This is a genomic window from Thalassospira marina (assembly GCF_002844375.1).
GTDB classification, from domain to species: domain Bacteria; phylum Pseudomonadota; class Alphaproteobacteria; order Rhodospirillales; family Thalassospiraceae; genus Thalassospira; species Thalassospira marina.
This window is the reverse complement of sequence record NZ_CP024199.1, coordinates 3429511-3455291: the sequence shown is the minus strand read 5'-3', so window position 1 is coordinate 3455291 and position 25781 is coordinate 3429511. Positions and strand designations below refer to the sequence as shown.

The 25781-nt window shown below is 56.0% G+C and carries 26 protein-coding genes and 1 tRNA gene; 8 read left to right on the top strand and 19 right to left on the bottom strand.

Going from position 1 to position 25781, the window contains the following annotated elements; translation table 11 throughout:
- Positions 1-3 precede the first annotated feature (3 nt).
- Genes CSC3H3_RS15795 through CSC3H3_RS15785 form a run of 3 tightly spaced genes read right to left on the bottom strand, consistent with a single transcriptional unit; the run spans position 4 to position 2469 of the window.
- Positions 4-1068, bottom strand: coding sequence for a 4-oxalomesaconate tautomerase (locus CSC3H3_RS15795; RefSeq protein WP_101285459.1), 1065 nt, complete (start codon positions 1066-1068; stop codon positions 4-6).
- The gene (locus CSC3H3_RS15790; protein ID WP_101285458.1) at positions 1061-1732 is read right to left on the bottom strand and encodes a 4-carboxy-4-hydroxy-2-oxoadipate aldolase/oxaloacetate decarboxylase; all 672 of its coding nucleotides are present in this window, start codon (positions 1730-1732) and stop codon (positions 1061-1063) included. The genes CSC3H3_RS15795 and CSC3H3_RS15790 overlap by 8 nt, the downstream gene beginning before the upstream one ends.
- Positions 1732-2469: a PIG-L deacetylase family protein gene (locus tag CSC3H3_RS15785; RefSeq protein WP_101285457.1), complete on the bottom strand. Its 738-nt coding sequence runs from the start codon at positions 2467-2469 to the stop codon at positions 1732-1734. The genes CSC3H3_RS15790 and CSC3H3_RS15785 overlap by 1 nt, the downstream gene beginning before the upstream one ends.
- Positions 2470-2610: 141 nt before the next feature.
- Between CSC3H3_RS15785 and CSC3H3_RS15780 the strand changes: the two genes are divergently transcribed.
- A complete protein-coding gene (locus CSC3H3_RS15780) occupies positions 2611-3831 on the top strand; it encodes a LysR family transcriptional regulator (RefSeq protein ID WP_101285456.1) in 1221 nt (406 codons plus the stop codon).
- 110 nt (positions 3832-3941) lie between these two features.
- On the opposite strand, the gene CSC3H3_RS15775 is transcribed toward CSC3H3_RS15780, so the two are convergent.
- The 8 genes from CSC3H3_RS15775 to CSC3H3_RS15745 form a co-directional block, all read right to left on the bottom strand.
- Complete coding sequence (locus CSC3H3_RS15775) at positions 3942-4832, bottom strand: NAD(P)-dependent oxidoreductase (RefSeq protein ID WP_101285455.1); 891 nt, start codon at positions 4830-4832, stop codon at positions 3942-3944.
- A 131-nt stretch (positions 4833-4963) separates the two neighbouring features.
- Positions 4964-5392, bottom strand: coding sequence for a tripartite tricarboxylate transporter TctB family protein (locus CSC3H3_RS15770; RefSeq protein WP_157831926.1), 429 nt, complete (start codon positions 5390-5392; stop codon positions 4964-4966).
- A 53-nt stretch (positions 5393-5445) separates the two neighbouring features.
- Complete coding sequence (locus CSC3H3_RS15765; RefSeq protein WP_165791790.1) at positions 5446-6408, bottom strand: Bug family tripartite tricarboxylate transporter substrate binding protein; 963 nt, start codon at positions 6406-6408, stop codon at positions 5446-5448.
- 25 nt (positions 6409-6433) lie between these two features.
- The gene (locus tag CSC3H3_RS15760; protein ID WP_101285453.1) at positions 6434-7933 is read right to left on the bottom strand and encodes a tripartite tricarboxylate transporter permease; all 1500 of its coding nucleotides are present in this window, start codon (positions 7931-7933) and stop codon (positions 6434-6436) included.
- A gap of 358 nt (positions 7934-8291) precedes the next feature.
- The gene (locus tag CSC3H3_RS15755) at positions 8292-8723 is read right to left on the bottom strand and encodes a hypothetical protein (protein WP_101285452.1); all 432 of its coding nucleotides are present in this window, start codon (positions 8721-8723) and stop codon (positions 8292-8294) included.
- Positions 8724-8818: 95 nt separating this feature from the next.
- Positions 8819-9766 (bottom strand): D-2-hydroxyacid dehydrogenase family protein, encoded by a 948-nt coding sequence (locus CSC3H3_RS15750; RefSeq protein ID WP_101285451.1) that lies wholly within the window; start codon positions 9764-9766, stop codon positions 8819-8821.
- An 81-nt stretch (positions 9767-9847) separates the two neighbouring features.
- Positions 9848-9979 (bottom strand): hypothetical protein, encoded by a 132-nt coding sequence (locus CSC3H3_RS25110; protein WP_281262532.1) that lies wholly within the window; start codon positions 9977-9979, stop codon positions 9848-9850.
- Positions 9979-11676, bottom strand: a complete 1698-nt coding sequence (locus CSC3H3_RS15745) for a dihydroxyacetone kinase family protein (protein ID WP_101285450.1) — start codon at positions 11674-11676, stop codon at positions 9979-9981. The genes CSC3H3_RS25110 and CSC3H3_RS15745 overlap by 1 nt, the downstream gene beginning before the upstream one ends.
- Before the next feature lie 331 nt (positions 11677-12007).
- Here CSC3H3_RS15745 and CSC3H3_RS15740 point away from each other — a divergent pair, with 331 nt between their 5' ends.
- Complete coding sequence (locus tag CSC3H3_RS15740) at positions 12008-12232, top strand: hypothetical protein (protein ID WP_101264981.1); 225 nt, start codon at positions 12008-12010, stop codon at positions 12230-12232.
- A 112-nt stretch (positions 12233-12344) separates the two neighbouring features.
- Here the strand turns inward: CSC3H3_RS15740 and CSC3H3_RS15735 are convergent, their stop codons facing one another.
- The 3 genes from CSC3H3_RS15735 to CSC3H3_RS15725 form a co-directional block, all read right to left on the bottom strand.
- A complete protein-coding gene (locus CSC3H3_RS15735) occupies positions 12345-13118 on the bottom strand; it encodes a helix-turn-helix domain-containing protein (protein ID WP_101285449.1) in 774 nt (257 codons plus the stop codon).
- A gap of 10 nt (positions 13119-13128) precedes the next feature.
- Positions 13129-15033 carry an alpha/beta hydrolase family protein gene (locus CSC3H3_RS15730; protein ID WP_101285448.1) on the bottom strand — a complete coding sequence of 635 codons (1905 nt, stop codon included), beginning with the start codon at positions 15031-15033 and terminating at the stop codon, positions 13129-13131.
- A 297-nt stretch (positions 15034-15330) separates the two neighbouring features.
- Positions 15331-15420 (bottom strand) — tRNA-Ser (locus CSC3H3_RS15725).
- A gap of 472 nt (positions 15421-15892) precedes the next feature.
- Between CSC3H3_RS15725 and rplU the strand changes: the two genes are divergently transcribed.
- The 4 genes from rplU to proB all read left to right on the top strand — a co-directional run bounded on the left by rplU (position 15893) and on the right by proB (position 18805).
- Complete coding sequence (rplU, locus tag CSC3H3_RS15720) at positions 15893-16204, top strand: 50S ribosomal protein L21 (protein WP_085582812.1); 312 nt, start codon at positions 15893-15895, stop codon at positions 16202-16204.
- A 33-nt stretch (positions 16205-16237) separates the two neighbouring features.
- Entirely contained in the window at positions 16238-16498 is a 261-nt protein-coding gene (rpmA, locus tag CSC3H3_RS15715; protein WP_073955689.1) for a 50S ribosomal protein L27, read from the top strand.
- Between the two features lie 157 nt (positions 16499-16655).
- Entirely contained in the window at positions 16656-17693 is a 1038-nt protein-coding gene (gene obgE, locus CSC3H3_RS15710; protein ID WP_101285447.1) for a GTPase ObgE, read from the top strand.
- Positions 17690-18805, top strand: a complete 1116-nt coding sequence (gene proB, locus CSC3H3_RS15705; protein WP_101285446.1) for a glutamate 5-kinase — start codon at positions 17690-17692, stop codon at positions 18803-18805. Before obgE ends, proB begins: the two co-directional genes overlap by 4 nt.
- Before the next feature lie 103 nt (positions 18806-18908).
- Here the strand turns inward: proB and CSC3H3_RS15700 are convergent, their stop codons facing one another.
- Complete coding sequence (locus tag CSC3H3_RS15700; RefSeq protein ID WP_101285445.1) at positions 18909-19541, bottom strand: cysteine hydrolase family protein; 633 nt, start codon at positions 19539-19541, stop codon at positions 18909-18911.
- Positions 19542-19647: 106 nt separating this feature from the next.
- Between CSC3H3_RS15700 and CSC3H3_RS15695 the strand changes: the two genes are divergently transcribed.
- Positions 19648-20541 carry a LysR family transcriptional regulator gene (locus tag CSC3H3_RS15695; protein ID WP_101285444.1) on the top strand — a complete coding sequence of 298 codons (894 nt, stop codon included), beginning with the start codon at positions 19648-19650 and terminating at the stop codon, positions 20539-20541.
- A gap of 1 nt (position 20542) precedes the next feature.
- Here the strand turns inward: CSC3H3_RS15695 and CSC3H3_RS15690 are convergent, their stop codons facing one another.
- The 4 genes from CSC3H3_RS15690 to CSC3H3_RS15675 all read right to left on the bottom strand — a co-directional run bounded on the left by CSC3H3_RS15690 (position 20543) and on the right by CSC3H3_RS15675 (position 24292).
- On the bottom strand, positions 20543-21184 hold the full coding sequence (locus tag CSC3H3_RS15690) for a nucleoside triphosphate hydrolase (RefSeq protein WP_101264976.1): 642 nt from the start codon (positions 21182-21184) through the stop codon (positions 20543-20545).
- A 25-nt stretch (positions 21185-21209) separates the two neighbouring features.
- On the bottom strand, positions 21210-22007 hold the full coding sequence (locus CSC3H3_RS15685) for an ATP-binding cassette domain-containing protein (RefSeq protein ID WP_101264975.1): 798 nt from the start codon (positions 22005-22007) through the stop codon (positions 21210-21212).
- Positions 22004-23086: an ABC transporter permease gene (locus CSC3H3_RS15680; protein WP_101264974.1), complete on the bottom strand. Its 1083-nt coding sequence runs from the start codon at positions 23084-23086 to the stop codon at positions 22004-22006. Before CSC3H3_RS15680 ends, CSC3H3_RS15685 begins: the two co-directional genes overlap by 4 nt.
- Positions 23087-23260: 174 nt before the next feature.
- Positions 23261-24292 carry a sugar ABC transporter substrate-binding protein gene (locus tag CSC3H3_RS15675; RefSeq protein WP_101264973.1) on the bottom strand — a complete coding sequence of 344 codons (1032 nt, stop codon included), beginning with the start codon at positions 24290-24292 and terminating at the stop codon, positions 23261-23263.
- 227 nt (positions 24293-24519) lie between these two features.
- Here CSC3H3_RS15675 and CSC3H3_RS15670 point away from each other — a divergent pair, with 227 nt between their 5' ends.
- Positions 24520-25767: an ROK family transcriptional regulator gene (locus tag CSC3H3_RS15670; RefSeq protein ID WP_215907513.1), complete on the top strand. Its 1248-nt coding sequence runs from the start codon at positions 24520-24522 to the stop codon at positions 25765-25767.
- The last annotated feature ends 14 nt before the right edge of the window (positions 25768-25781 follow it).

The following is a 25781-nucleotide window of genomic DNA, read 5'->3' as shown; positions in this document are numbered from 1 at the left end:
CCGTCAATCAACAAAAACAAAGCCGTCAAAAAGCTTGCGGGCGGTGCGGAGGGTGCCAGCACGGGTGACATTGCCTTTGTCATTAAAGTTAAGGATAACCCCCATCTCACCGCTGGGATGCTCAACCGAAAGCGAGAGTTGTGATCCGGCATTTTCCTGCAGGCTGGCAATGACATGGGCCGGGCTGCCTTCAAGAAGGCAGGCGGTTGCGACACTGACGGCCCCCAAAACACCGATCGAGGCATGACAGCGGTGCGGGATGAAAGTGCGGGTTGATAGGGTGCCGCCCTGAACGGCCGGTGAAACCATCGTCATTTTGGGAACGGATGCAGCGCTAACATCTCCCAAATTCATCATGGGGCCAGCAAGCAGGCGGATTTTCTCAAGCCGGGTACGAAGCGGTTGGTTATTTTCCAGTTCCTCGCGGCTTTCCTGCCCGGTAATGCCAAGGTCGCTTGCGGCCAGAACCACGCAGGGCATACCATTATCAATCAGGGTTGCAGATATGCCATCAAGTATATCGGCATTATTGCCCGTGGGCAGAAGTGCGCCACAACTGGCCCCGGCAGTATCGGCAAATAGCAGCGGAATGGCCGCCGCCGTACCTGGCACACCATCAATGCGCGCATCCCCGCGGTAATCGGGTTTGCCATTGGGTGTGGCAATGGTAGCAACCGCCGTTTGCCCGGTATTTTCCATGAAAATGGTCACATCGGTTTCATCGCCCGTTGCGTTCACCAGACCACGTTCAATGGCAAATGGGCCAACCCCGGCGAGCATGTTGCCGCAATTCTGCTTGTCCGTGACAATGGTCTGATCAACAAAAACCTGTAAAAACAGGTAATCAACATCGACACCGGGCCGGGCAGATTTTTTCACCACGGCAACCTTGGATGTCAGAGGGTCCGCCCCGCCCATGCCATCAATCTGGCGCAGGTCGGGTGAGCCCATGACACGCAAAAGAATACAGTCGCGATCCGTGGTGTTGGCGGGTAAATCATCTGCCAGGAAAAAGCCGCCCTTGGATGTGCCGCCGCGCATCCACATGCAGCGAATGCCATCAGACATATTTAAGCCCCTTGGCCGCCAGTTTTTCGCGCATGCCGTAAATATCCAGGCCCAGTTCGCCCTGCATCAGGCGGGCACGGGTGCGGGCCTCTTTTTCTTCACGGGCAATGGATTTTTCCAGCGTTTCTGCAGCATTCTCGCGCGGAACAACACAAACACCATCATCATCGGCGACAATGACATCACCGGGGTTAACCACTGCGCCCGCAATGCAGATAGGCACATTGATGGACCCGATGGTTTCCTTGACCGTGCCTTGCGCCGAAACGGCCTTTGACCAGACGGGAAAGTTGATTTCCGTCAGATCGCGCACATCGCGTACACCGGCCTCGATGATCAGGCCGCGCACCTTGCGATACATTAACGACCGTGCAAGCAATTCACCAAAATAGCCAGCATCACAGGGCGATGTGGGCATTACGACAAGAATGTCGCCTTCCTGGCATTGTTCGACGGCCACATGCAGCATCCAGTTATCCGCTGGGGCAATGGAAACCGTAACCGCCGTGCCGCCAATACGGGCGCCAGGATAAATCGGGCGCATATGGGATTGCAAAAGGCCGGTGCGGCCCTGTGCCTCGTGTACGGTGGCAACCCCGCATTTACCCAAACCATCCGCAATCGCCAGATCGGTCCGGGTGATGTTTTGTACAACCTTGCCCATCACAGTTCATCCACCGTGCGCGGGTAAACCGACTGGAAGCCTTCGGCATATTTCGCGGCCCGGCCACCAGCCTGCCCGCCGGAATTGCGGCGGAAATGGTTGGCGCGGTTTTCAGCGACATTTTCGTAATAGTGCCAAAGATGTTCCTGGCCTTCCATGCACTGGATGGCAGCCCATTTTTTGTCCCAGATATCGGTAATGTCCAAAAACAGGTCGGGTTTCCATTCCATCTGTTCGGTCTGGTGGGGTTCAAACAGGTAAAGCTGCGGGGCGCCCAAAACCTTTTCGCCGGGGTTATGGCCCCAGGCCTGCGCGATCATTCGGCATTCAATGGCGGTGCGGGTGGCCAGGGCGTGGTCGGTATTGTAATTGTCGACAAAGCTGTGGCTAAGCATGAATTTCGGCTGAACGTGACGGATGATATCGACCAGTTTGAATTTGGCGTCGCGGTTAATTTCCAGCGGGTAATCGCCCAGATCCATAAATTCGATATCGTGGACATCAAGGGCGCGCGCGGCATTTTCGGCTTCGCGCTTGCGCTCGGCCTTGACGTATTCAAGGGTGCAGCCTTCCTTTTTCCAAAGCTTGGCGGATTCACCGCGTTCCCCGTAGGACAGGCAGACAACGCTGACATTATACCCCTTGGCGGCATGCAGGGCGATGGCACCGCCGCACCGCCAGACAAAATCGGCTGAATGGGCGCTGATCACCAGGGCGGTTGGCTTGGTTTCACTCACGTTTCGGACTCCCTTTTGGGTCTTTGATTATGGGGCCAAAGCCTAAGCGTCCTGACCGCTGTGAGGAAATAGAACCCGTGACAGGGGTTATAATTTTTTTCTATAGTCTGTTTTAAATGCCCTGAATGTGAAAGGCGGCCAATGGCGCAGGACATACCCAATATCAAGCATTTGCGGGCCTGCGAGGCGGTTTTGCGCACCAGAAGTTTTAGTGCGGCGGCTGATGAAGTCTTTATGTCGCAACCTGCTGTGACGCAGGCGGTGGCAAAGCTTGAAACCCAGCTGGGCAGCACATTGTTTGACCGGCGTCCCGAAGGGGTATTTCCCACCGAAATTGGCCATATTTTTGTAAGCCGTATTGTCCGTATGCAGCATTATCTGGCGCAGGGCATGGCCGAAATTATGCGCAGTGCGCGTCGCCAGCACGGGCAAAGTGCGAAATTGCATCATCTGGTGACAAGTGTGCAATTACGTGCGCTGGTCGCCATTGCCGAAGCCGGGAATTTCAGCCTGGCAGCGCGATCCATCGGTATTTCCCAGCCATCATTGCATCGCGCGGCGCGTGATCTGGAACATCTTTGCGCCGTACCGCTGTTTGAAAAAGCCAGTACCGGCATTTTGCTGACCAAGCTGGCCGAAGGGCTGGTGATGAATACCAAGCTTGCCCTGATGGAGCTGGACCAGGGTTATGATGAAATTGCCGCCTGGAAAGGCGGGCGGGGCGGGCGCGTGGCAATTGGCAGCATGCCGCTGGCGCGCAGCGCCATTTTGCCCGCCGCGATCAATGACCTGCTGGGGCAGGCCCCCGATACGCGCATCAGCATTATTGATGGGCCCTATCGTGAACTGCTTTATGCCCTGCGGCATGGCGATATTGATATTCTGATTGGCGCATTGCGTGACCCGGTGCCGGTGGATGATATTGAACAAACCGCCCTGTTTGATGACCCGCTGGCGATTGTGGCGCGGGTCAACCACCCACTGATGAAACAGGACGTTATTACACATGAAGACCTGGCGAAATGCGCCTGGATCGTTCCACGTCGCGGCGCACCAACACGCGAGTATTTTGAAAGCATGTTCCCCGAAGAGGGCCTGCGCCCGCAAAGCGTGATTGTGACCGGCTCGCTGATTTTGATCCGCCGGTTGTTGTCGACCAGCGATCAGGTGACGATTATTTCGCGCCACCAGATTGCCCAGGAAGAAAAATATGGCGAACTGAAGCGCCTGCCCATCACCCTTTCCGATACCGAACGGCCTATCGGCTTTACCACGCGCAAGGGCTGGTCACCCACAGCGATCCAGAAGGATTTTCTGGCGCGTCTTAGCGATATTGGCCAGCGTGCCAACGAAATCTGGTGATGGTCGCAGCACACCGGATATCGAATGGCATCGCTATTCAAAAATGCGAAGGGCAGTGCAAATGAATGCACCGCCCGGTATGATTTGGGGGTATGTCAGTTGGTGTTTGCTTAGGCCTTAAGCGCATTCAGGATCATATCGGCACGGTCCTGATATTCCAGCTCGCCGGCATCAAGCTTCAGGGTGCCAATGCGGCGTTGCCATTGCACGGTGGCCGTTGCCATTTCATTGGCAAGGCCCAGTTCCTGCACGGTCAGGGCGACTTCTTCCATTTCGGCGGCACGGCGGATGCCATGCGTCATGGACCGTTCAAGCATGTAGCCCGCCTTGGCAGGGAAATCAAAACCGGGATAGGTTTTATCAAGGGATGCCAGAACGGCTTCTTCCACCCCGGCTTTGCGCCCGGCCAGAACGCATTCGGCAAACAGGGCTTCCATGCCCTTCATCATGATCGACCGGATCATTTTAATCGATGATCCCGCGCCAATATCACCTTCGACAATGGCAGGTGCCATATCGAGGGCCAGCAGATATTCCAACCCGGCCTGTGCATGGGGCCCCGAAAGCAAAAGCGGGGTTTTATGCAGTTTCGGGTAAACTGGTGCCATCACGGCGACATCAACATAGCGTCCGCCTGCGGCTTCGATCTTTTCAGCATTGCGGCGTTTGGTGCCCGGCGCGCAGGAATTGCAGTCAAAGAAAAACGCGCCTTTAGGGAAGTTCGCAGCGGCGGTTTCGGCAACGATGGATGCCTGGTCGGCGGTAACCAGCGAAAACACAGCATCGGTATCGGCCATGGCAACGGCGGCACTGACCGCACCCAGAACATTCAGGCCTTGGTAATCGGCGTTTTTGGCATCGCGAATGGCAACATCGGGGTCATTGGTTTTAATATCAAATGCCTTGATTGTTGCGGGCCTGTTGGTGGCCCAGCCTTTGATAAAGGCCATTGCGGCCTCGCCAAAACCCAAAAAGGCAACTGCCTGCTGGTCTATTGTCATGGTCGTGTGTCCTTGTGTGGGGCGTTGTTTGGGGCATCGTTTGGTACAAAGGTGCAGTTTGTGCATATGTGCAGGGATGCGCCCAAAATCGTGTGGGATTAAAAGCGGGCCAAAGCCTGGATGGTAACGGTTTAGGGCAGGGGCAGGTCAAGCAGCCAGCTAAAGCCGAAAAAGCCGATAATGAAAACGCAGGCCCCGGTGATCAGCGCGCCGCGCCAGGCGGTAAAACCATCAAGCAGGACCACGCCAATCGCGGCAAAAAGGGCCAGTGTCAGCGCCATGCCAATAAGGGGCGATAGAATGGATGCCAGCACGACCAGCCCGATAAAGGCCAGAAGAACCGGCGAAATGCCGCCTTTTCGGGCTTCCGTGCGGCGGCAGGCCTGCACCAGATACAGTACAGTCAGGACCAGCCCGAACAGGGCAATTGCCACGGGCAATTGTGCCGGACCAACGTCATCGGGCAGGGGGCTTTGGGGCAATGCAAGTGCCAGGTAAAGATAACCGGCATTGAAAACCAGAAAACCGGCGGCAACGAGGATTTCATAAAATCGGGTCATGACAGCACCATGGCTAGGCTGCGGCCCGAAGGCCGCAGCGCGGATCAATGCTTTTAGTTAAAGCCGGCTTCCTTGAGGAAGGCTGACTGGGTATCAAGCTGCTTTTGTGCCATGTCACGGAAATCACCGTCCTTGATGGCAAGGTCTTCCTGCTTTTGCTGCTGCATGAAGGTTTTCCATTCATCGCTGGCCTGGACTTTGTCCAATGCGGCCTGGATGCTGGCAACCACATCATCGGGCGTACCGGCCTTGACCGACACGCCGCGCCAGACCATGCCGTCCAGATCAATGCCCTGTTCCTTGAAGGTCGGCACATCTGGGAAGTAGCTGGAGCGTTCATCGGTGGAAATGCCCAGAAGGCGGATATCGCCGCTTTCAACCTGTGACAGGCCGCTCGAGGGTGTCATCATCGCGGCATCAAGGTGATCGCCCATCAGGCCGAGTGCAACCTTGCCCGATGCATCAAACGGAATCCAGCCTGCTTCAAAATCCTCGGCGCGCATGAACTGATACAGCATATATTGATGGAACCCGCCGGTGCCATAGCCACCCACGCGCAGACCTTTCGGGTCTTTTTTCATGGCATCGACAAAATCCTTTGCCGAATTCAACTTGGCATCCTTGCGAACGGCGAGGGCAGATGGTTCACCCTGCATGGCACGGACAAAGCGCAGATCATCCAGCTTATAGGGCATCAGGTTGCGCGCGATGCTAAAGGTCAGCGTGCTGGTATGAACCAGAATGTTATAACCGTCCGCTGGCTGGTTGAGCACATAGGACATGCCAACCGAACCACTGCCGCCCGGACGGTTCACCACCTTGGTTTCCCAGCCTGCCTGTTCATCCAGCAGTTTGGAAAGTTCACGGCCATAGGTATCAAGCGCGCCACCCGCACCCGCCCAGACAACCAGGTTAACCCGGTGTTCGGGGAAATCAGCAGCATGGGCCAGGGCCGCGGTGCCAAGCACGGCACCAAAGACAGCGGTGGAGAGCATTTTCGATAGTTTTGAAGACATGTTTTCTTCCTCCCGGTTTTTTGTTTTAGGCAGACTGGTTGGTGGTTGCCTGACGCCGTGATTTGATTTTGCCCCAAACGGGCAGCAACAGGCTGATGGCGCTTAGCACTAGGAAAAGCAGGCTGAGCGGCGAGGTCACAAAGATCGCGTAATCGCCATGGGATGTGACAAGGGCGGTGCGATAATTGGTTTCGATCAAATAACCCAGCACCATGGAAAGAATGATCGGGGCCATCGGGATTTTGAATTTCTTGAGGATGTAACCCAGAATGCCAAAGGCGATGGTCATATAGACATCAAACATCAGGTTACGCAGCGCGAAGGCACCCAGCATCGCCATGCAGCCAATGCCAACCGCAATCACGGAATTGGACAGGCGCAATACCCAGCCCCAGACCGGCAGCAGCATGGAGCCAACGAAAAACAGGGCGACCGATGTCATGGCAAGGCCCCACAGCACGGTATTGACCAGCACCGGTTCGCTGGCAAAAAGCTCCGGCCCCGGGCGCAGACCATGCAGGATCAATGCGCCAACCAGAACCGCCGTGGTGGGGGAACCCGGCACACCCAGTGCCATCAGCGGGATCATCGCACCCCCAACCGTGGCATTGTTGGCAGATTCCGGGGCGGCAACGCCTTCGGGGGCGCCTTTGCCAAATTCATCCGGCGTTTTTGACCGGCGCCGGGAAAAATCATAGGACACCCAGCAGGCAATATTGCCGCCAACGCCGGGCAGAATGCCCAGAAGCGTGCCGATAATCGAACCCGAGGCAATCGTGCTGCCCAGTTTGCGCCATTGCGTCATCGACAGCAGGGCAAAGCGCACTTTGGGGGCCATGCTGTGGGTTTCGGTTTTGCCGCCTTCGGCTAGGCTGAAGGCCTCGGACACGGCAAAAAGGCCAATCAGTGCAGTTAAAAACGGGATGCCTTCAAACAGTTCAGGCACACCAAAGGTAAAACGCGGCACGCCAGATATCGGGTCAATGCCAATCGTGGCAATGGCCAGGCCAAAGGCCCCGGCGATCAGCCCCTTGACCAGCGACCCGCTAGAAAGCGATGCAACCGATGTAAGGCCGAACAGACCGACGGAAAAATACGCTGCCGGGCCAAATTCGAGCGCAACCGATGCCAGCGGTTTTGCCAGTACCAGCAGGGCAAAGGCCCCGACAAGACCACCGACACAGGATGCATTTAATGATACGGCCAGCGCCTGGTTGGCTTCGCCCTTGCGGGTCATGGCGTAACCATCAATCGCGGTGGCAGCAGCGGCTGCCGTGCCGGGCGTTGACAGCAAAATCGCACTGACCGACCCGCCATATTCCGCCGCCATATAAAGGGCGACCAGCAACAGCATGCTAAGTTCGGGCGGCATATTATAGGTAAAGGGAATAAGAAGCGTAATGCCGATAGACGGGCCAAGACCCGGCAACGCGCCAACAACCACACCCACAACGGTGCCGGCAATCAGACAGGCAAGGCCGGAAAAACTGAAGATAACGGCGAAGGCATCCATAATGCTGCTCATGAATGGCTCCGGCAGTTGGGCAGGGAAAGGCACATTGGGGAACCTGCAGGGCAAAATGCCGACAGGATCTGCTGGCACAGGGCGGGTGGGGGCGCGACCGCAGGCGCCGAAACATTCATGCCGGTAACGGCGAATTCGGTCATGACCTTGTTCCTGATTGGCAACCAATGCCTGTTTTGCTTACAGCGGTTCAGGCATAAGTTTTTCGTTTCCGTATGGCGGTTATTTGTAATTGCAAAACGCCGGGTAATAATCTGTCGCTGTTCTGACTGCGACGATACTCCCTTTGATGAAGCTTGTTTACCGCCATTTTTTGGTTTGTTTATGTGTCTGGTTTGCCTGATCGCGGCGGAAACTGCTAATAGAATGTATGACAAACGGTATAAGAAAATTCTAAGTGGTTTTCTTTTTGGCTTTGTGGATGCAGGTAGGAAAAGCCTGAAAATGACCGTTCTTTGGGGCCTTGGCTGTGGGGGCGGTCATTGAATTGGTGGGGGCGGCGTCTTTTGCGGTGGGTTTGATTTGCGCCAATGGGGGATTTTGCCGGGATGCAGGCAAAGAAAAGGCAGAAGGTCGGGGTGGGATCGACCTTCTGCCTGATCTGGTCTTGCGCCAGTGATGGCTGCATATCAATTGCCAGTAACGGCATCAGCGATATCGCAGTCGGGTTCCGGGCCTGCTGTTTCGCGCCGACCGGGCGGTGGTCGGGGGCGAAATGGGCCAAAATACTGAAACCGTTCGCGAATTCGTAACGATTGCCGTTTGACGCGGCGACAATAACAAGCCGCATTGGCGGCGGCTATGCGCGTTTGGCGTCCCCCCTGTTCTTGTATGGAGAACGCAGTTTCAGGTTATTGTTTTAACAGGGTTATTTTGCGTTCCCTGCTATTTCACCACCCGGATCGGCTCGTTTTTCAGCCAAGCTTCAACGGCTTCAACCGTCTGGCCATAAAAGACTTTCCAGGTATTGCGTGTGACATAACCCAGATGCGGGGTCAGCAGCAGGTTTTTGCATGTCCGCAACGGGTGGTCGGCAGGCAGGGGTTCTTCGTCATAGACATCAATACCGGCCCCGGCGATGGTGCCTTTATTGGCAGCCTCAATCAAATCAGCGGCATTGACGATCGGCCCGCGCGACGTGTTGATCAAAAAGGCGCTGGATTTCATTTTGGCGAAATCCGATGCGGTGATCAGGTCAATCGTGCGGTCTGACAGGCGCTGATGGATGGTGATGAAATCACTTTGCGCCAGCAATTCATCCTTGCTGGCATAGGTAACGCCCAGTTCAGCACAGCGATCCGCCGTCAGGTTTTCTGACCAGGCAATAACCTTCATGCCAAAGGCTTGGGCAATTTGTGCAACCTTGCCACCAAGGCGCCCCAACCCGATAACACCCAGTGTGGACCCTGCCAAATCCTGCCCCAGGCCAATCTGCCAGCCACCCTGTTTCATGGATGTATTTTCCGGCACAATGCCGCGTGCCAGGCCCAGCATCAGGGCAAAGGTCAGTTCCGGCGTGGCGGTAGACGGGCTTTCGGTGCCGCAAACAGTCATGCCGTTGCGCGTTGCGCCCTCCATATCAATCGCATCATTGCGTTTGCCGGTGGTCACAATCAGCTTCAGGTTTGAAAGTCGGTCCAAAAGCGTGCCGGGCAGTGGCGTGCGTTCACGCATGATGCACAAAACATCAAACGGTGCCAGGCGGGCTGCCAGGTCATCCTCGCTGGTGATTGTGTCGTGGAAAACGGTAATTTCCGCCTGCTTGTGCAGTGCCGACCAATCGGCCGATTGCAGGGCAAGGTTCTGATAGTCATCAAGAATGGCGATTTTCATGGCTGATCCAGTGTGTTGGACGTTCCTGCCCTTATCAACCGATGAAATCACCCGTTTGTCACGCGTTTTTGCAATCTGTTATCAATTGGGGATGCTGATGTGGGCGATGGTGCCGTATTCCCGGACCGGCATCCGGGCGGCTTTGGCAAGGTGAAAATGCCAAAGCCAACCCGGTATTGCGTAATATTTGCCGGTGCTGGCAAAATCCGCCATTACAGGTTATCGGCGATTTCCTGCATCCAGATGGCAACAGCTACGGCCCCGCCGTCAGGCACGCCAACAGCACGATCACCAAGGTAACTTGCCCGGCCCAGCTCCGGCGTCATATCGGCGGTGCTGTCTGCCCCTTTGCGCGCGGCATCACAGGCCGCCTGCCAGGCTTCTTTGGCGGGTTTTCCGGCCTTTGTGGCGTCGTTAAAGGCTTTGGCAGCGGGCAGCAGGGCGTCGAGCATCGTGCGGTCGCCTTCTTTCGCACCGCCCAGTTCGGCAATCGCTTTGGCCCCGGTTTCAAAGGCATCGGCCCATTGTGCGGCTGTTGGTTCCGCATCATCCTGCAAATGGCGGCCTGCACGGATCAGGGCATTGGCGTAAAACGGGCCGGAACTACCGGCAATGGCCTTGCGCAGCGCATTGCCCGTAGCAATCAGGGCGGTGGCCGGGGTGGCCCATGCCTTGTTTGGCAGGGCCAAAATGGCATCTGCCCCGCGTTCCAGGCTGGCACCCAAATCACCATCGCCGGCCTTGGTGTCCAGGTCGGTCAGGTGGGGTTCTTCGGCCTTCAGCTTTTGGGCAACGGCATGGGCGATGGTTTCAATCTGCTGTGCCAGCGGCCCGGCGTCGGGATAGGTGATGTCATCGCTGCTGCCTTTGGGATCGGCAATTTCTTGGCGTTTCTGGCTGATGCGGCCCTGTCCCGGCCAGGTGCTGGCGGATGTTGGTGCATCCAGTAGCTCTGCGCGTTCATCATCAAGTTTCAAAAGCGAAAGCGAACAGCCCGGCATATCAAGCGCGCTTAACAGGGTTCCGTTCCACACCCGCTCCACCGTAATGCCATTTTCGCGCAAATAGGCGATGGCCCCACGTGCCATAATCGCAAGTTCCAGCGCTGATGTTGCCCCCAACCCATTCACCAGCAGGGCAACGCGGTCAGACTTGGCAATCTTGCGATCCTCGATAATGGTTTTCAGGATGGTTTCGCATAGGTCATCTGCCGAGGCGATCTTGCGCCGTTCCACGCCCTTTTCACCGTGAATGCCCAGGCCCAGTTCAATTTCGTCTTTATCAAGGGTGAAACCGGCTTCCTTTGCGCCGGGCAGGGTGCAGGCCCCCAGTGCGACCCCCATGGAGCCAAGGTCGCCAGCAGCTTTGCGGGCAATATCGGCAATTTCGGCAAGGGACTTGCCCGCGGCGGCCGCTGCCCCGGCAATTTTATGGATCAGCACCGTGCCCGCAATACCGCGACGGCGATCCTCGCTAACGGTTTGATGCAGGGAAACATCATCGGCAACGACGACGATTTCAACCGGAATACCCTCCGTCTGCGCCAGTTCGGCCGCCAGACCAAAATTAAGCCGGTCGCCGGTATAGTTTTTAACAATCAAAACCGCCCCGGCAGGCCCGGCGCAGGCGCGAATGGCATGTAAAACCGCATCGGTCGAGGGGGATGTAAAAACATCACCTGCCACAGCCGCACTTAACATGCCCTTGCCGACATATCCGGCATGGGCCGGTTCATGCCCGCTGCCCCCGCCTGAAATAATCGCAACCGGGCGCTGGTCAGGTTCGGGCAGGTCTGCCTGCAACACCACATTTGCGTGCGCCAGCAATGCCAGCCCCTCGGTGCTGTCTACCACCCCTTCAAGCATCTCGCGAACAACATTCTTCGGATTATTGATCAGCTTCTTGGACATGACATCTCACCTGCCTGTTTGTGTTTCCCGTTTAAATCGTTCTTGTGACGAACTTAATCCGGAAATTGCAGATGACCAGTGGGGATATGGATAGGGGGCATTCCAGCGGCGAATTTTCGGGACTCGACGGGGTGAATTACAAGGTGCACAGCATTGTATGGAAGGTGTCTGCGAAGCCATAATTGTGTCCGAAAGCGCCCTCTCCAACCCGGAGTATATGTGCTAAGTTATTGTGGATGCTTACATATCAGCGTTGCACGATAAAGGGTAGGCAGGTGCGCACGATAAGGCCATAAGTCCTGTAACGGATGCACATGAGAGTCTTTAAAAAATGGATTGGGTTCCGATCGCTTTTGGTACGTTCAAGGTCGTCGCACTCTGTGTCGCGATGTTTTTTGCCATCAAATGGCACTACGATCAGGGCAAAAAGGGCGACCGCAAAGCGCTCCTGCGCTCAATTGCCAAAATGTCCGCGCTGTTGATTTTGGCGGCACTTGTCGTGGCACTCGTCACCTTCGCACTCGTCCGCTGGTTTGGGCTGGATATGAGTTATTGAGGCTCGCATTATAAATTGCCGACACTTGATCTGAGTTCTTAAAACTCCTCCAAAATTGAGGCAGTAGAAAAAGAACGTCGATCGTGGTGAACGAGGGCTTACAAGGGGTCGTTCAATTTCCACTAGCGCCAGTCGAGCCACCGTTGGATATCAATCGAAGCCCGATTTCAGTCAACACGCGGCGCTGTTGTGGCGTGGTTGCTTCGAGCGCATGCGTCCAGAGCACGAGGTTCGTTTCCGCTTGCGCAAACTGACTGATCGTCGCGTTATACTCTTTCATCCAGTCGCCGAGGTGCTGGATATAATCATCGACAAGCTCCAGGACTTCCCTGTCATTTATGTCAGTACCGAGACGATCAAAACGTTGACCAAGGGTTAGCACGATCTCAGCCATATCCGGAGCAGCTAGACGGCTATAGAGTTCCGAAAGGATTAGACGTCCCTTGGCATTGACCATTTGGTCGATAAGGGTTGACTGTTCGCGCCCGCTGTTCTTGGCATCGTTCGACCGGCCTGTTTCAAGGGGGAAGAGCGCAGCTCCAAGTTCCGGCGAAACATCAAGCGGCCCAGTTCCCCCACGCAATGTGGCAATAAGCTGCTTCTGTTCGTTCAGACGCTCGATCTTGTCGGCGAGCGACGCATCCAATTGATCCAGTATCTCGGACCGCTGCGCATCGCCATCTTCGAGCAGAGGCGCAAGTTCGCTGAGCGTAAGCCCCAAAGCACTAAGCCGTTTGATGCGCAAAAGCCGGATCAGGTGCTGGATTGTGTAATGGCGATAACCGTTCGCAGCCCGGACCGGCTCCGCCAGAAGGCCAATCTGATGATAATGCCTGAGTGTTCGAGCTGTTACGCCAGCACGTTTCGCGATGTCCTTACTCTGCATGAGACTCCTGTCATGAAGCTTGGGAATTCTGCTTTGGAAGGTCACCAATATGAAGAGCTAAAAACGCTTCCATCGTTCGATAGAGTTCCTGATTGCTATCCTGATTGATGAACCAGTGGCCTTCTTTCTTTTTCAGCAAAAACTCCACCTCATTGCCGCGTAGCCGCAGCGTATCAACCACAGTCACCGCTTGCTCTAAGCTGACTCGTACGTCCTGTGCGCCATGGACAACCAGCAGTGGGCAACGAATCTGATCAAGACGGCTTATTGGTGAGCGAGCCAGCATATCAGCATTTTCTTCTGCGATATCGGGGTCGCCCATATAGGCGATATAGGTGTTCACGAGAGTTTCGCGAATAAACGATACGGCCCCTTCGACAAGCACGCGCAGGTCAGACATGCCGGAATAGCTAATGGCGGCGGCGAAACGGTCTGGAGTAAAGCTGGCTCCCACCAAAGCAGCATATCCGCCATAGGAACAGCCATAAATGGCCACGCGGTCCGGATCGGTAAACCCCTCGGAAATGCACCAGTCGACCGCATCAATCAGATCGTCATGCATTCGGCCTGCAAATTCGCCTTTCGCCGCTTGCATGAGCGCTTTGCCATAGCCCGTTGAGCCGCGGAAATTAACCTGCAGAATGGCATAGCCCCGGCTGGCGAAGAACTGCACCTCAGGATCATAGCAGACGCTATCGCGATACCATGGCCCGCCGTGGACCAGCAGAACAGTCGGCAGCTTCCGTTGCTGTGTATTCAGCGGAAGCGTCAGATGACACGGAATCCGCAGTCCGTCGCGTGAGGTGATAGCAACCGGACGAACAGATGCCAGCAGCGCTGGATCAAGCGTCGGCTGGCGGCGTCCAAGTATCTCGGCTTTTCCTGTCTGGTGATCGTAAAACCAGGTCACACCTGGTTCCCGATCGCTCGTGAATTCGACAACCCAGCGTCTTCCCTGTGCTTCGCAGGAAATGTATCCCGGTTCGGCATCAGACAAAGCCCTGAGCTTGGTCAGCACTTCGGCAAAATCCGCGTCAAGCGCGTGGATGACCTGCCGCTCACCAAGATAACGTGCGCCCAGCAGCGCGCCTGACACAGGATTGAGAATAAGGCATGGTGGGAACCGGGGATCGGCTTCGGGGCGCGGCGTATCGAGATCGAATACGGGGTGGCTGTCGACCTCACGTTCAGTGCCGGAGGAAAGATCAAGCAAGACTAGTCGAGTCCTGTCGGTTCCACGGTTCGAGCCAATCCACAAACTCTTCCCGTCAGGTGTAGGCACGCAGGGGGTGGGACCGAGCGGATTATCGTTTCCGTCGAAGGTTGTGATGGGGGTGAATTGCCCGTCCTCGAAACGGGCAAGTTCATAATCCTTTTCGGTATTCACGATAATAGCGTGAGGCAGGCCGCTTGATATCGCCAGCCAGCGCACGAAGCGCCCCGGATTCTCTGCCAAGGCTTCAAGAATTCCTGTCTCTATATCGAGACGGTGCAAATCGATGAATGCAGGATTTCGAGCATTTAGTTGTAGAAAGATTTTTTTGGGATTGCCTGGATCGAAGGCGAATTCCATCACTCGCACACCGGGAAACGGCGTCAGGTTCGTCGGACGCACCTTGTCGTCTGTAATACCAACACGATGAAGGTGCCAGTTTTCATCACCATTGGTGTCTTGCACAAAGAGAACCGTCGTCGAGTCCGGTGACCAGCAGAAGCTTTCGATATTACGATGGGTGTCGGCAGTTATCCGGCGAGGTTCTTGTTTTCCCTCGTCAACGCCGCGTACGAAAATGTTCAGTCGACCAGACCAGATCGCCAGATATGCGATGTTGAGGCCATCAGGTGAAATTTGCGCGCGGGAAAAAGCTGGCGCAGAAAACAGCGTTTCAATGGAAATGAGATCAGAGCCGGACATTGCAGAACCTTCGTGCCAGTCATGAGCCGTCAAGAACGACCCTTAATGTTGGTTCTCGATCGTCTGCACTATGACGTAACGTCCGGGTCAAGGTTTATTTTGGCAGCAGCGTCTACCTGTCGTGATGAGTCCACGAGAGAGGGCAATAGTTGCTCAGGCTATGGAGATACCTAATGGCCGAACTTCTGCCGCCGTTACAGTCAGGATATATCTTGCTGCAGCGTTAAGTCGGCACCGATCCAAGTCGTCGGGTGAAGTGCGGCAGCATAGTATTTTGGAAGAGTAATCTTCGGAAAATGGCGGAGAGGGTGGGATTCGAACCCACGGTACTATTGCTAGTACAACGGTTTTCGAGACCGCCCCGTTCGACCACTCCGGCACCTCTCCGCATGTGTGGTCTGGCGTTCGACGCGGTGTTTAACGGTCTGTGCGCGAGATTGCAAGAGAGAAAACGCAAAACTTTCATTCTTGATGTGAAAATCTTGATTTGGGCGCTGCCGGGCCGGGCCGGGGCTGGGCAGGCGCGGAGGTCGGCATCGGGGCGGTTCGGCGTATGTTATATGTGCTCCTGCTGGACGCGTTGGTGTTGTGATCTGACAGGGCTGGCTATGGTTTGCGTTAAAGGCGGTTTGTGCTGGTGGGGCTGGTGAAGGGCACTGTTTGGGATCGCTGGTTTGATGGTTGCAGGTTTGCCATGCGTGTAAAGCGCAGCGATATGCCGGGATCAGGCCGCTTTGGAGTTGACATTTGAGGGGTAAAAAGGTAATTCACCCGTCTCTCGCAGCGGTCCGGTCTCAGTTAGCAGCGACACCGGGCTGCGCGTTTGCGTTTCCGAATTCTTTTTTCAGGAACTATTACGATGTATGCAATCATCAAAACTGGTGGCAAGCAGTACAAGGTTGCCGCCAACGACGTTATCAAAGTCGAAAAGATCGCTGCCCAAGCTGGTGAAACCGTGACCCTGGATCAGGTTCTCATGGTTGCTGGCGACGGTGCGCCGCAGGTTGGTGCTCCGTTGGTCTCGGGTGCTTCTGTTGTTGCAGAAGTGCTGGAACAGGCCAAGGGCGACAAGGTGATCGTTTTCAAGAAAAAGCGCCGGCACAACTACCGTCGCAAAAATGGTCATCGCCAGAACCTGACCGTTCTGCGCATCACGGGCATCAACGTCTGATTTATCAGGCGGATGCAGTTTTAGGAGGGTTTCATGGCTCATAAAAAAGCTGGTGGTAGCTCCCGTAACGGTCGCGACTCCGAAGGTCGGCGCCTCGGCGTCAAGAAATTCGGTGGCCAGGCGGTTGTTGCAGGTAACATTCTCGTTCGTCAGCGCGGAACCAAGTTCCATGCAGGTGACAATGTTGGCGTTGCCAAAGACCACACTCTGTTTGCAACTGCTGGCGGTAGCGTCCAGTTCAAATCGGGCTTCAAGGGTCGCACCTTTGTAAGCGTCGTCCCGGCCGAGGCGTAAGCCTCCCGTTCCGGGCACAACGTGCCAAGAATTTTCAGGGGAGGAATGAGCAATCATTCCTCCCCTGTTTTATATGTTTCAGGCAAAATATTGTGATGCCCGCATGCGGGTGGAAATGGGGATAATCCCCAATTGAATTGATCCCAAAGGACTGGTTATGAAGTTTCTGGACGAAGCAAAGATTTATGTGCGAAGCGGTCGCGGCGGCGCCGGATCAGTCAGCTTCCGGCGGGAGAAGTTCGTTGAATATGGCGGCCCGGATGGCGGCGATGGCGGCCGGGGCGGCGATGTGATTCTTGAGGCGGAAGAAAACCTCAATACCCTGATCGATTTCCGTTATCAGCAGCATTTCAAGGCCGAAATCGGCATGCATGGCATGGGCCGCAACCGGACGGGGCGTGCCGGTAAATCGGTAACCATCAAGGTGCCGGTCGGAACGCAGATCCTTGAAGAAGACCGCGAGACCCTGATTGTCGATATGATCGAGCCGGGCCAGCAGTTTGTTTTGTGCCATGGTGGTGATGGCGGGCGTGGCAACACGCATTTCAAATCGTCAACCAACCAGGCCCCGCGCCGTGCCGAAGAAGGCTGGCCGAATGAAGAAATGTGGGTATGGCTGCGCCTGAAGCTGATTGCCGATGCCGGGCTGGTCGGCCTGCCCAATGCCGGTAAATCAACCTTCCTGGCGGCATCATCTGCCGCGCGACCGAAAATTGCCGATTACCCGTTTACCACCCTGCATCCGCAGCTTGGTGTTGTCAGCGTTGATGATGGCGAGTTCGTGCTGGCCGATATTCCCGGCCTGATCGAAGGCGCATCGGAAGGCAAGGGCATTGGTACGCGCTTTTTGGGCCATATCGAACGCTGCGAAGTTTTGCTGCATCTGATCGATTGTGCCGATGAAGACCCGGTCGGCACCTATCGCACCGTGCGCGAAGAGCTGGAAAACTATGCCGACGAGCTGATCGAAAAGCCGGAAATCGTCGCCCTGTCGAAGGCAGACCAGCTTTTGCCGGAAATGGTCGAGGAACAGCGCCAGATTCTGAAAAAGGGTATTGGCAAGGAAGTGTTTGTGGTTTCGGGCGCGACCCAGCAGGGGGTGACCGATATTCACCGTAAATTGCGCGAGCAAATTCTCGCCGAGCGCCGGCGCCGTGCCGAAGAAAACCAGGATTATGAGGGGTTCCAGCCTTGAGCCTTGCCGATGCAAAACGCCTGATTGTCAAGGTTGGCTCGGCCCTGCTGGTGGATGAAACCACCGGCAAGCTGCGCCGGGCCTGGCTTGAAGCCCTGGCAGACGATATTGCCGCCCTGCGTGAACGCGGGACAGAGGTGATTATCGTTTCCAGCGGGGCGATTGCCATGGGGCGGCGCATTCTGGGCCTGGATCACCGCACGATCAGCCTGGCCGACAAACAGGCTGCTGCCGCCACCGGGCAGATTTCGCTGTCGCAGGTGTGGCAGGAAGCCCTGCATCGCAATGGCCTGGTGATGGCACAGGTGCTGGTGACCCTGGAAGATATGGAAGCGCGCCGCCGCTATCTGAATGCGCGTGGCACGTTGAACGCGTTGCTGGCCCGTGGTGCGATTCCGCTGATCAATGAAAACGATACCGTGGCAACGGCGGAAATCCGTTTTGGTGATAATGACCGGCTGGCAGCCAAGGTCGCGCATATGATTTCGGCCGATATGCTGGTGCTGCTTTCAGACATTGACGGGCTTTATACCGCTGATCCGCGCAAGAACCCGGATGCCGTTCTGATCCCCGAAGTGGGTGAACTGACCCCGGAAATCATGGATATGGCCGGTGCTGCGCCGACCATGTATAGCTCTGGCGGGATGGTGACAAAGCTTCAGGCTGCCGAAATTGCCATGAAGGCCGGTTGCCGCATGATGATTGCACGGGGCACCATTTATCACCCGTTAAAAGCCCAGCTTGAAGGCGGGCCGCATACCCTGTTTCAGCCATCCGAAACGCCGCTTGCCGCACGCCGCCACTGGATTGCAACATCGCTTTCGGCACGCGGGGCAATCGTGATCGATAGCGGGGCGGAACGCGCCATTCGTGCGGGTAAAAACCTGCTGGCACCCGGTATTGCCTCATTGCAGGGTAGCTTTAAGGCAGGGGATGCGGTGCGTGTCCTTTCGGCCGAGGGGGCGGAAATCGCGCGCGGTATTTCATCCTATTCCGCCGAGGAAACCCGCCAACTTTTGGGCCATAACAGCCACGATATCGAACCTATCCTGGGTTTTAGCCGGGGTAACGCCATTATCCATTCCGATGATCTGGTGCTTGCTGAAGGTTGAATCCCGAAGGTTAAACCCTTGGCGGCCGGTGCTGCCGGGATGCAGAAAAACGAAATGCCGCGCAGATGCTTTGCGCGGCATTTTTGTTTGGATTTATCGCAATTCAGGCGGCAATAACGGCATCGGTGCGGGCAATGGTGGCAAAGATATCGCCCAGCATCGCCAGTTCGGCCTTATGCAGGATTTCGGCCGGAATGACCGATGCGCGGTCATGGGCGTTTGTCGCTGTGTTCAGGGTTGGCGGAACCGGCAGGTCGCGGGTGGCTGTGGCATCGGCAATAACAGTAACGCCATATCCGCCCTGGTGCCCCATGCGCGCCGTGGTGGACACGCAAAGATGGGTCATGAAACCGGCCAGGACGATGTTTTTCAAACCGGCCTTTTTCAAAATGTCATCAAGCCCGGTATGGCCAAATGAATTGGGCACGTTTTTGACCAGTACTTCCTCGCCCTCCTGCGGGCGGACTTCGGGCAGGATGGCAACATATTCGCCATCGGGGTTAAACACCGCACCACCCGGTGCGCCGTGATGAACAATGTGAATGACCATCCCGCCCTTGTTGCGCCAATGATCCAGCAGGGACGCGGCATTTGCCAGGGCATCGTCCAGCCCGGACAGGGGCAACGCGCCTGAACGGTATTCTTCCTGGGCATCAATAATGATCAGTGCGGCATTTTCCGGCGTGCCGATGGTGGGGTGGGCATTGGCCAGCGACAGGATTGTTTTTGCAGTCATGTTGGGTTCCCTATATGTGATGCCGTGATATTGACGCTGCATGAATGCAGTTTAAATACGCATATATGCCGCTATAATCTGCAAAATTGCAGATATGGGGATTGGCATGAAAACACCGGACTGGGATGGCCTGCGGACCTTTGCGGTATTATGCCGGGCGGGGAATATGAGCGCAGCTGCCCGCGAACTGGGAATTAACCAGACGACAGTCAGCCGCCGCATCGCCCGGCTGGAAGAAGTGCTGGGTTACCCCATATTGCGTCGTGATGAAGGGGCGCTAAGCCCGACGGGGCAGGGGCGGCAATTACTGGAAACCGCAAGGTTGATGGAAGAAAACCTGGCGGCCTTTATGGGCAAAATGCCCGGAGGGGATGGGGCGGATGATAAAACCGCGCTTACGGGCAATGTCCGGCTTTCGGCGGTGGATGCCATTTTAGAAGGGGTGCTGGTGCCAGCCTTTGGCGGATTTCATCAATGTTATCCCGGCTTGCAACTGGAACTGACGGGGCATAACCGCAACCTGAACATTGCGCAGCGCGAAACCGATATTGCCATTCGCCTGGCCCTGCCCGAAAGCGGTGCCTTTCGCAGCCGCAGGATCGGTTTTATGGAATTTGCTATTTATGGCGCACGGCCGGATATGGACGCACATATATCCCCGTGGGTCGATTTGACCGAAGGTTTTGCCGACAAACCCGAACAGCAATGGCTAAGCAATGCCTTTGGCAATCGCAGGGTCATTGGCCGTGCCAACCGGTCCCTGATGCTGGCAGGCATGGCAAAGGAAGCCGATGCCTGCTGCCTTTTGCCGGTATGTATCGGGGCGCAGGCAACCGGTATGCACCGTTTGGCGCAATATGATGTAACGGCCGGGCGGGAAATATGGCTGCTGGTGCATCAGGATATGGCGCATTTGCCCCATATTCGCGCAGTGCTGGACTGGGTCACCAATGTTATGAAACCACTGGCCCGGCCTTTGGGTGAAGCACGGGTGCTATAACTTACGCCGGATATTCCGGCGTAAGCTGCAGGATATGGTCTGCCCCGCCGGACTGGCTTTGGACGACGCGTGCATTGGGAATATCGTTTTCAAGCGCGCGGCTGGTGGCAGATTTCTGGTCAAAGCCATGATCAAGCCAGCGCTGGATCAGGCGTTGTTCAAGAACGCCCATTGGCACATCAAGCATCAGTTTTAAATCAAACAGGCTGGCAAGGCGGTTCCAGGGGGCCTGTTTTAACAGCAGGTAATTGCCTTCGACCAGGATCAGGCGGTGGTGTTTGCCAATACAGCGCGCAGAGCCGCGTGAAAGCTCCAGCTTGCGATCAAAGACGGGAACAAAGATATCCTCGTCATCTTCGCGAATGGCGGCAAGGTAACGGGCAAAACCGCCAACATCAAATGTATGGGGCGCACCCTTGCGGGCAAGGTCACCCCGTTCGCGCAGGATGGCATCATCAAAATGGAAACCATCCATGGGAACGACGGCAACCCCGGCTTCATCACCCCCCAGATGGTGATGAAGCCGTTCGGACAGGGTTGACTTGCCCGAAGCTGGGGCGCCGGCGATTGCCACCATCATCCGGCCTTCACCGGAGCGACGGGCAGCAATAAGCGAAGCGATTTGATCAAGATCGATGGTCATTCTTTCCGGGGTTCCTGATCACGGGTTAGGCGGTTTGGGCCATTTCGGGGGCTTCGAGTGCCCCTGTCATGAAGGCAACGGCATCTGACATGGTGTAATCATCGGGTTTGATGGTGCAAAGCCGTTTGCCCAGCCGGTGGATATGAATGCGGTCTGCCACCTCGAACACATGGGGCATATTGTGCGAAATCAGCACAATCGGCATCCCGCGTGATCGCACATCCTGGATCAGTTCCAGAACGCGGCGGCTTTCCTTGACGCCCAATGCAGCCGTTGGTTCATCCATGATCACCACGCGCGATCCAAAAGCTGCTGCACGGGCCACGGCAACGCCCTGGCGCTGCCCACCCGAAAGGGTTTCTACCGCCTGGTTGATGTTTTGAATGGTCATCAGGCCCAGTTCATTCAGCTTTTCCCGGGCAACGCGCTGCATTGCCGGATGATCCAGCATTTTAAGGAACTTGCCGGCAAAGCCGGGGCGGCGCAGTTCGCGGCCCATAAACATGTTGTCCGCAATCGACAGGGCCGGGGACAGGGCAAGGGTCTGATAAACCGTTTCAATCCCCGCATCGCGGGCATCCATTGGCGATGAAAAGCTGACGGGTTTGCCTTCCAGCAGAATTTCCCCTTCATCAAGGGTAATGGCACCGGAAAGCGCCTTGATCAGCGATGATTTGCCTGCACCGTTATCGCCGATAACAGCCAGGATTTCGCCGGGATAGAGGTCAAAATCGGCATGATCAAGGGCCGTGACACGACCATAACGCTTGACCAGCCCGCGCCCGGACAGAACCGGCTGAAGGGTGCTTTGTGTGTTGGTCATGACGATACCTTTCTGATCCACTGGTCAATCGCGACAGCAATGATGGTGAGCCAGCCAATGGCAAAAAGTTGCCATAGAACATCAACCCCCACCATGCGCAGGCCGGAATTGAACACACCAACGATCAGCGCGCCAATCAACGGCCCGGCAATGGACCCGCGCCCGCCAAACAGGGATATACCGCCAATCACCACAGCGGTAATTGATTGCAGGTTGGCTTCCTGGAAGCTTTGCGGCGATACCGAACCCACACGGCCGATAGAAGCCCAGCCGCCAATCGCGCAGACAACACCCGCCAGGATATAAACCGAAATCAGGGTGCGATTGGTGCGAATGCCCGAAAGCTCGGCGGATTCCTTGTCATCGCCAATGGCATAAACATGCCGGCCCCACGCCGTGTGATTAAGCATGAACCACAATACCGCAAAAATCAGCAGCATCAGGATCGACCCATAGGTTACCCGTGCGCCGCCAATGGCGATGCTTTCGCCAAAAAATTTCAAAAGCGGGGCGACTTCATCCAGCGTCTGGCTGCGAATGGACTGGGCATCGGACAGCCATAGATTAAGCGCAAAAAAGATGTTCCATGACCCAAGGGTAACGATAAAGGGCGGCAGTTTGATGCGGGTGACCAGAAACCCGTTCATGCCCCCTGCCAGCGCCCCACCTGCAAACCCCAGCAACAGGGCAATGGGGGTGGGAATACCGGCCGAAACGGCAAGCTGTCCCATCACAACCGACATCAGCACCATGATGGCCCCGACCGACAGGTCAATACCTGCCGTCAGGATGACCAGGCTTTGTGCGGCTGCCAGAATACCGATGATCGATACCTGCTGCACGATCAGCGACAGGTTGAAGGGCGAGAAAAATTTGGGCCCGGCAAGGGCACCGAAAATAATGATCGACAGGATCAGCACAATGACGGGGATCATTGTGGGATGACCATGTAACAGATGCTGGGCTGATTGCAGGAAGTTACGCTTTTGCGGGGCAAAGGATGCGACATTTTTGTCGCTGCGCACCAGCGTTTCTTCGAAATCCTGCTTTTTGCGTGGCGTACGGTTTTCGTCGCTCATCGCTTCCTCCGGGGTCCCGTTTGTGTGGCCTTGCGATGCAAAGGCACACAGGCATTCTTGCAGGGTTTTCCCTGTCTTTGATGGCAGCGGGACCGTTTGACATGGTAAGGATTGATTTTTATGGGCCGGGGCACGGCAGGGCCATTGCCCCGGCATTTGGTCAGTCAGGCAGGATTAACCCCAGCAGCGATCCAGGCCTTCTTTCACGCTGATGGATTCAACACCGTCAACCGGCTGGTCAGTCACCAGGTTAACACCGGTGTTATAGAAGTTCAGGCCTGCGCTGTTTTCCGGTTTTTTGCCCGAATCAGCCCATGCCTTGATGGCCTCGATCCCTTTGGATGCCATCAGAAGCGGGTATTGCTGCGAGGTGGCACCAATAACGCCGTCTTTTACGTTTTCAACACCCGGGCAGCCACCATCGACCGAAACGATCAGCACGCCATCCTGCATGCCAAACGATTTCAGCGCTTCATAGGCGCCAGCAGCAGCCGGTTCGTTGATGGTGTAAACAACATTGATGCCGGAATCCCGCTGCAGCAGGTTTTCCATCGCCTTGCGGCCGCCTTCTTCGTTGCCGCTGGTCACATCGTGGCCAACAATGCGGGCATCGTCTTCGTCGCCAATTTTGTTTTCGTCTTTAACATCAATGCCAAAGCCCTTCATGAAGCCCTGGTCGCGCAAAACGTCAACCGACGGGGCGCTGGCCGAAAGGTCCAGGAAGGCTACTTTCGCATCCGATGCCTTGTCACCCAGTTTGGCTTTGGCCCATTCGCCAATCAGCTCGCCCGCCTTGAAATTGTCAGTGGCAAAGGTGGCGTCAGCAGCGTCAATCGGCTCAAGCGGGGTATCAAGTGCGATCACAAGGATACCGGCATCGCGGGCCTTTTTAACGACCGGGACAATGGCCTTGGTATCAGATGCGGTCAGCAGAATGCCCTTTGCGCCCGATGCAATGCACGATTCAATCGCCTGGACCTGGGTTTCATGGTCGCCGTCAATTTTACCGGCATAGGTCGAAAGATTGATGCCCAGTTCTTTTGCCTTGGCCGTCGCACCTTCTTTCATTTTCACGAAGAAGGGGTTGATGTCGGTTTTGGTGACCAGGCAAGCGCCAATATCGGCGGCTTTGGCCTGGTGGGTCGGCAGAACGGCAATGGAAAGGGCAAGCGCACCAAGGGTGGCGCCAAGAAGTGCTTTTTTCATCTGTTTCCTCCCAGGGAATTCCCTGATTGCTGGCATTTTTGTCAATTTTTAATCAAAAGACATCCGTCGCGGCTGTTCTTTGCAGCTTTGATGCGGCGCGTCTGTCTATACACCACACCAATTCACGGGGGCTGTCAATTAATAAATCCATTTGATTTATTAATTAGAATTGACGATGCTACGCAGCACAATAAAAAGGCCAATGCGCCGTATGGGAGGAACCATTAATGCCCGAACATATTGATCCGGTTGATGAAATACCGGGGATGCCGCCTGCCTTGGCGGGGACGCATGCTGGCGGTGGCGCCAATCAGGTGCGGGTCCGCGCCTATAATGAACGCCTGTTATTGTCACTTGTGCGCCGCACAGCAGGGCTGTCCAAGGCCGATATCGCCCGTCTTTCCGGGCTTTCGGCGCAAACCGCATCGGTGATTATTCGCGCCCTTGAAAAAGACGGCCTTTTGATGCGCGGCGAACCGGTGCGCGGGCGGGTTGGCAAACCATCGGTGCCCATGGCACTTAACCCCGATGGGGCCTATTCCTTTGGTCTGAAAATTGGTCGGCGCAGTGCCGAACTGGTGTTAATGGATTTTGTTGGCACGGTGCGCGACAGCAGCATTGAAACCTATAAATACCCGACACCCGATAATATCCGCCAGTTTGTGCGCAATGCCACAAGCGGCCTGATTGCCCGTTTGACACCATCGCAACGCGGGCGGATCGCCGGGCTTGGCATTGCCGTGCCGTTTGAACTTTGGAACTGGGTTGATGAAATGGGCGCGCCGGAACAGGACATGGCGGCCTGGCGCGATATCGACCTGGCCGAGGTGATTGGTGAAATCGTACCTTTCCCGGTTTTTTTGCAAAATGATGCCACGGCCGCCTGTGGTGCCGAACTGGTATTCGGGCAGGGTGCGAATTATGCCGACTTCGCCTATTTCTTTATCGGGTCCTTCATTGGTGGCGGTGTGGTGTTAAACCAGGCGGTATATGCCGGGCGCACCGGTAATGCGGGGGCCTTTGGTTCCATGCCGGTGGTTGATCAGGCGGGTAAACCCTCGCAGTTGATTGATCAGGCAAGCCTTTTTGCCCTTGAAGAAATGCTGCACGGGGCGGGCATTGACCCCACCCGCCTGTGGCGTGACCCCGAAAGCTGGCGCGAAATCAGTCTGCAACTTGACCAATGGATCGCGCAGGCGGCGCGCAGTCTGGCACTGGCAATCACGTCGGTCTGTTCCGTGATCGATTTTGAAACCGTTATTGTTGATGGCGGCTTCCCGGCCTTTGTGCGCGAAAAAATCGTCAATGCCATTCGCCGCGAATTTAACGGGCTGGACCTGCAGGGCATCGCCATGCCCCGCGTTGAACCCGGCGCCGTGGGCAGTGGCGCACGCGCGATTGGCGCGGCCAGCCTGCCGTTATTTTCGCGCTACCTGCTTGATCAGAATGTTCTGTTCAAGCAGGTGGAGCCTTAATTTCCCACTGGTTC

Bases quoted from the DNA above. Each gene is read 5' to 3' on its own strand.
- obgE (WP_101285447.1), top strand. From the start codon at position 16,656: ATGAAGTTTCTGGACGAAGCAAAGATTTATGTGCGAAGCGGTCGCGGC.
- CSC3H3_RS15765 (WP_165791790.1), bottom strand. From the start codon at position 6,408: ATGTCTTCAAAACTATCGAAAATGCTCTCCACCGCTGTCTTTGGTGCC.
- CSC3H3_RS15780 (WP_101285456.1), top strand. From the start codon at position 2,611: ATGGCGCAGGACATACCCAATATCAAGCATTTGCGGGCCTGCGAGGCG.
- rplU (WP_085582812.1), top strand. From the start codon at position 15,893: ATGTATGCAATCATCAAAACTGGTGGCAAGCAGTACAAGGTTGCCGCC.
- rpmA (WP_073955689.1), top strand. From the start codon at position 16,238: ATGGCTCATAAAAAAGCTGGTGGTAGCTCCCGTAACGGTCGCGACTCC.
- CSC3H3_RS15790 (WP_101285458.1), bottom strand. From the start codon at position 1,732: ATGGGCAAGGTTGTACAAAACATCACCCGGACCGATCTGGCGATTGCG.
- CSC3H3_RS15695 (WP_101285444.1), top strand. From the start codon at position 19,648: ATGAAAACACCGGACTGGGATGGCCTGCGGACCTTTGCGGTATTATGC.
- CSC3H3_RS15680 (WP_101264974.1), bottom strand. From the start codon at position 23,086: ATGAGCGACGAAAACCGTACGCCACGCAAAAAGCAGGATTTCGAAGAA.
- CSC3H3_RS15690 (WP_101264976.1), bottom strand. From the start codon at position 21,184: ATGACCATCGATCTTGATCAAATCGCTTCGCTTATTGCTGCCCGTCGC.
- CSC3H3_RS15685 (WP_101264975.1), bottom strand. From the start codon at position 22,007: ATGACCAACACACAAAGCACCCTTCAGCCGGTTCTGTCCGGGCGCGGG.
- CSC3H3_RS15795 (WP_101285459.1), bottom strand. From the start codon at position 1,068: ATGTCTGATGGCATTCGCTGCATGTGGATGCGCGGCGGCACATCCAAG.
- CSC3H3_RS15760 (WP_101285453.1), bottom strand. From the start codon at position 7,933: ATGAGCAGCATTATGGATGCCTTCGCCGTTATCTTCAGTTTTTCCGGC.
- CSC3H3_RS15740 (WP_101264981.1), top strand. From the start codon at position 12,008: ATGGATTGGGTTCCGATCGCTTTTGGTACGTTCAAGGTCGTCGCACTC.
- CSC3H3_RS15750 (WP_101285451.1), bottom strand. From the start codon at position 9,766: ATGAAAATCGCCATTCTTGATGACTATCAGAACCTTGCCCTGCAATCG.
- CSC3H3_RS15700 (WP_101285445.1), bottom strand. From the start codon at position 19,541: ATGACTGCAAAAACAATCCTGTCGCTGGCCAATGCCCACCCCACCATC.
- CSC3H3_RS15770 (WP_157831926.1), bottom strand. From the start codon at position 5,392: ATGACCCGATTTTATGAAATCCTCGTTGCCGCCGGTTTTCTGGTTTTC.
- CSC3H3_RS15755 (WP_101285452.1), bottom strand. From the start codon at position 8,723: ATGCGGCTTGTTATTGTCGCCGCGTCAAACGGCAATCGTTACGAATTC.
- CSC3H3_RS25110 (WP_281262532.1), bottom strand. From the start codon at position 9,979: ATGGCGGATTTTGCCAGCACCGGCAAATATTACGCAATACCGGGTTGG.
- CSC3H3_RS15675 (WP_101264973.1), bottom strand. From the start codon at position 24,292: ATGAAAAAAGCACTTCTTGGCGCCACCCTTGGTGCGCTTGCCCTTTCC.
- CSC3H3_RS15775 (WP_101285455.1), bottom strand. From the start codon at position 4,832: ATGACAATAGACCAGCAGGCAGTTGCCTTTTTGGGTTTTGGCGAGGCC.
- CSC3H3_RS15745 (WP_101285450.1), bottom strand. From the start codon at position 11,676: ATGTCCAAGAAGCTGATCAATAATCCGAAGAATGTTGTTCGCGAGATG.
- CSC3H3_RS15730 (WP_101285448.1), bottom strand. From the start codon at position 15,033: ATGTCCGGCTCTGATCTCATTTCCATTGAAACGCTGTTTTCTGCGCCA.
- CSC3H3_RS15670 (WP_215907513.1), top strand. From the start codon at position 24,520: ATGCCCGAACATATTGATCCGGTTGATGAAATACCGGGGATGCCGCCT.
- CSC3H3_RS15735 (WP_101285449.1), bottom strand. From the start codon at position 13,118: ATGCAGAGTAAGGACATCGCGAAACGTGCTGGCGTAACAGCTCGAACA.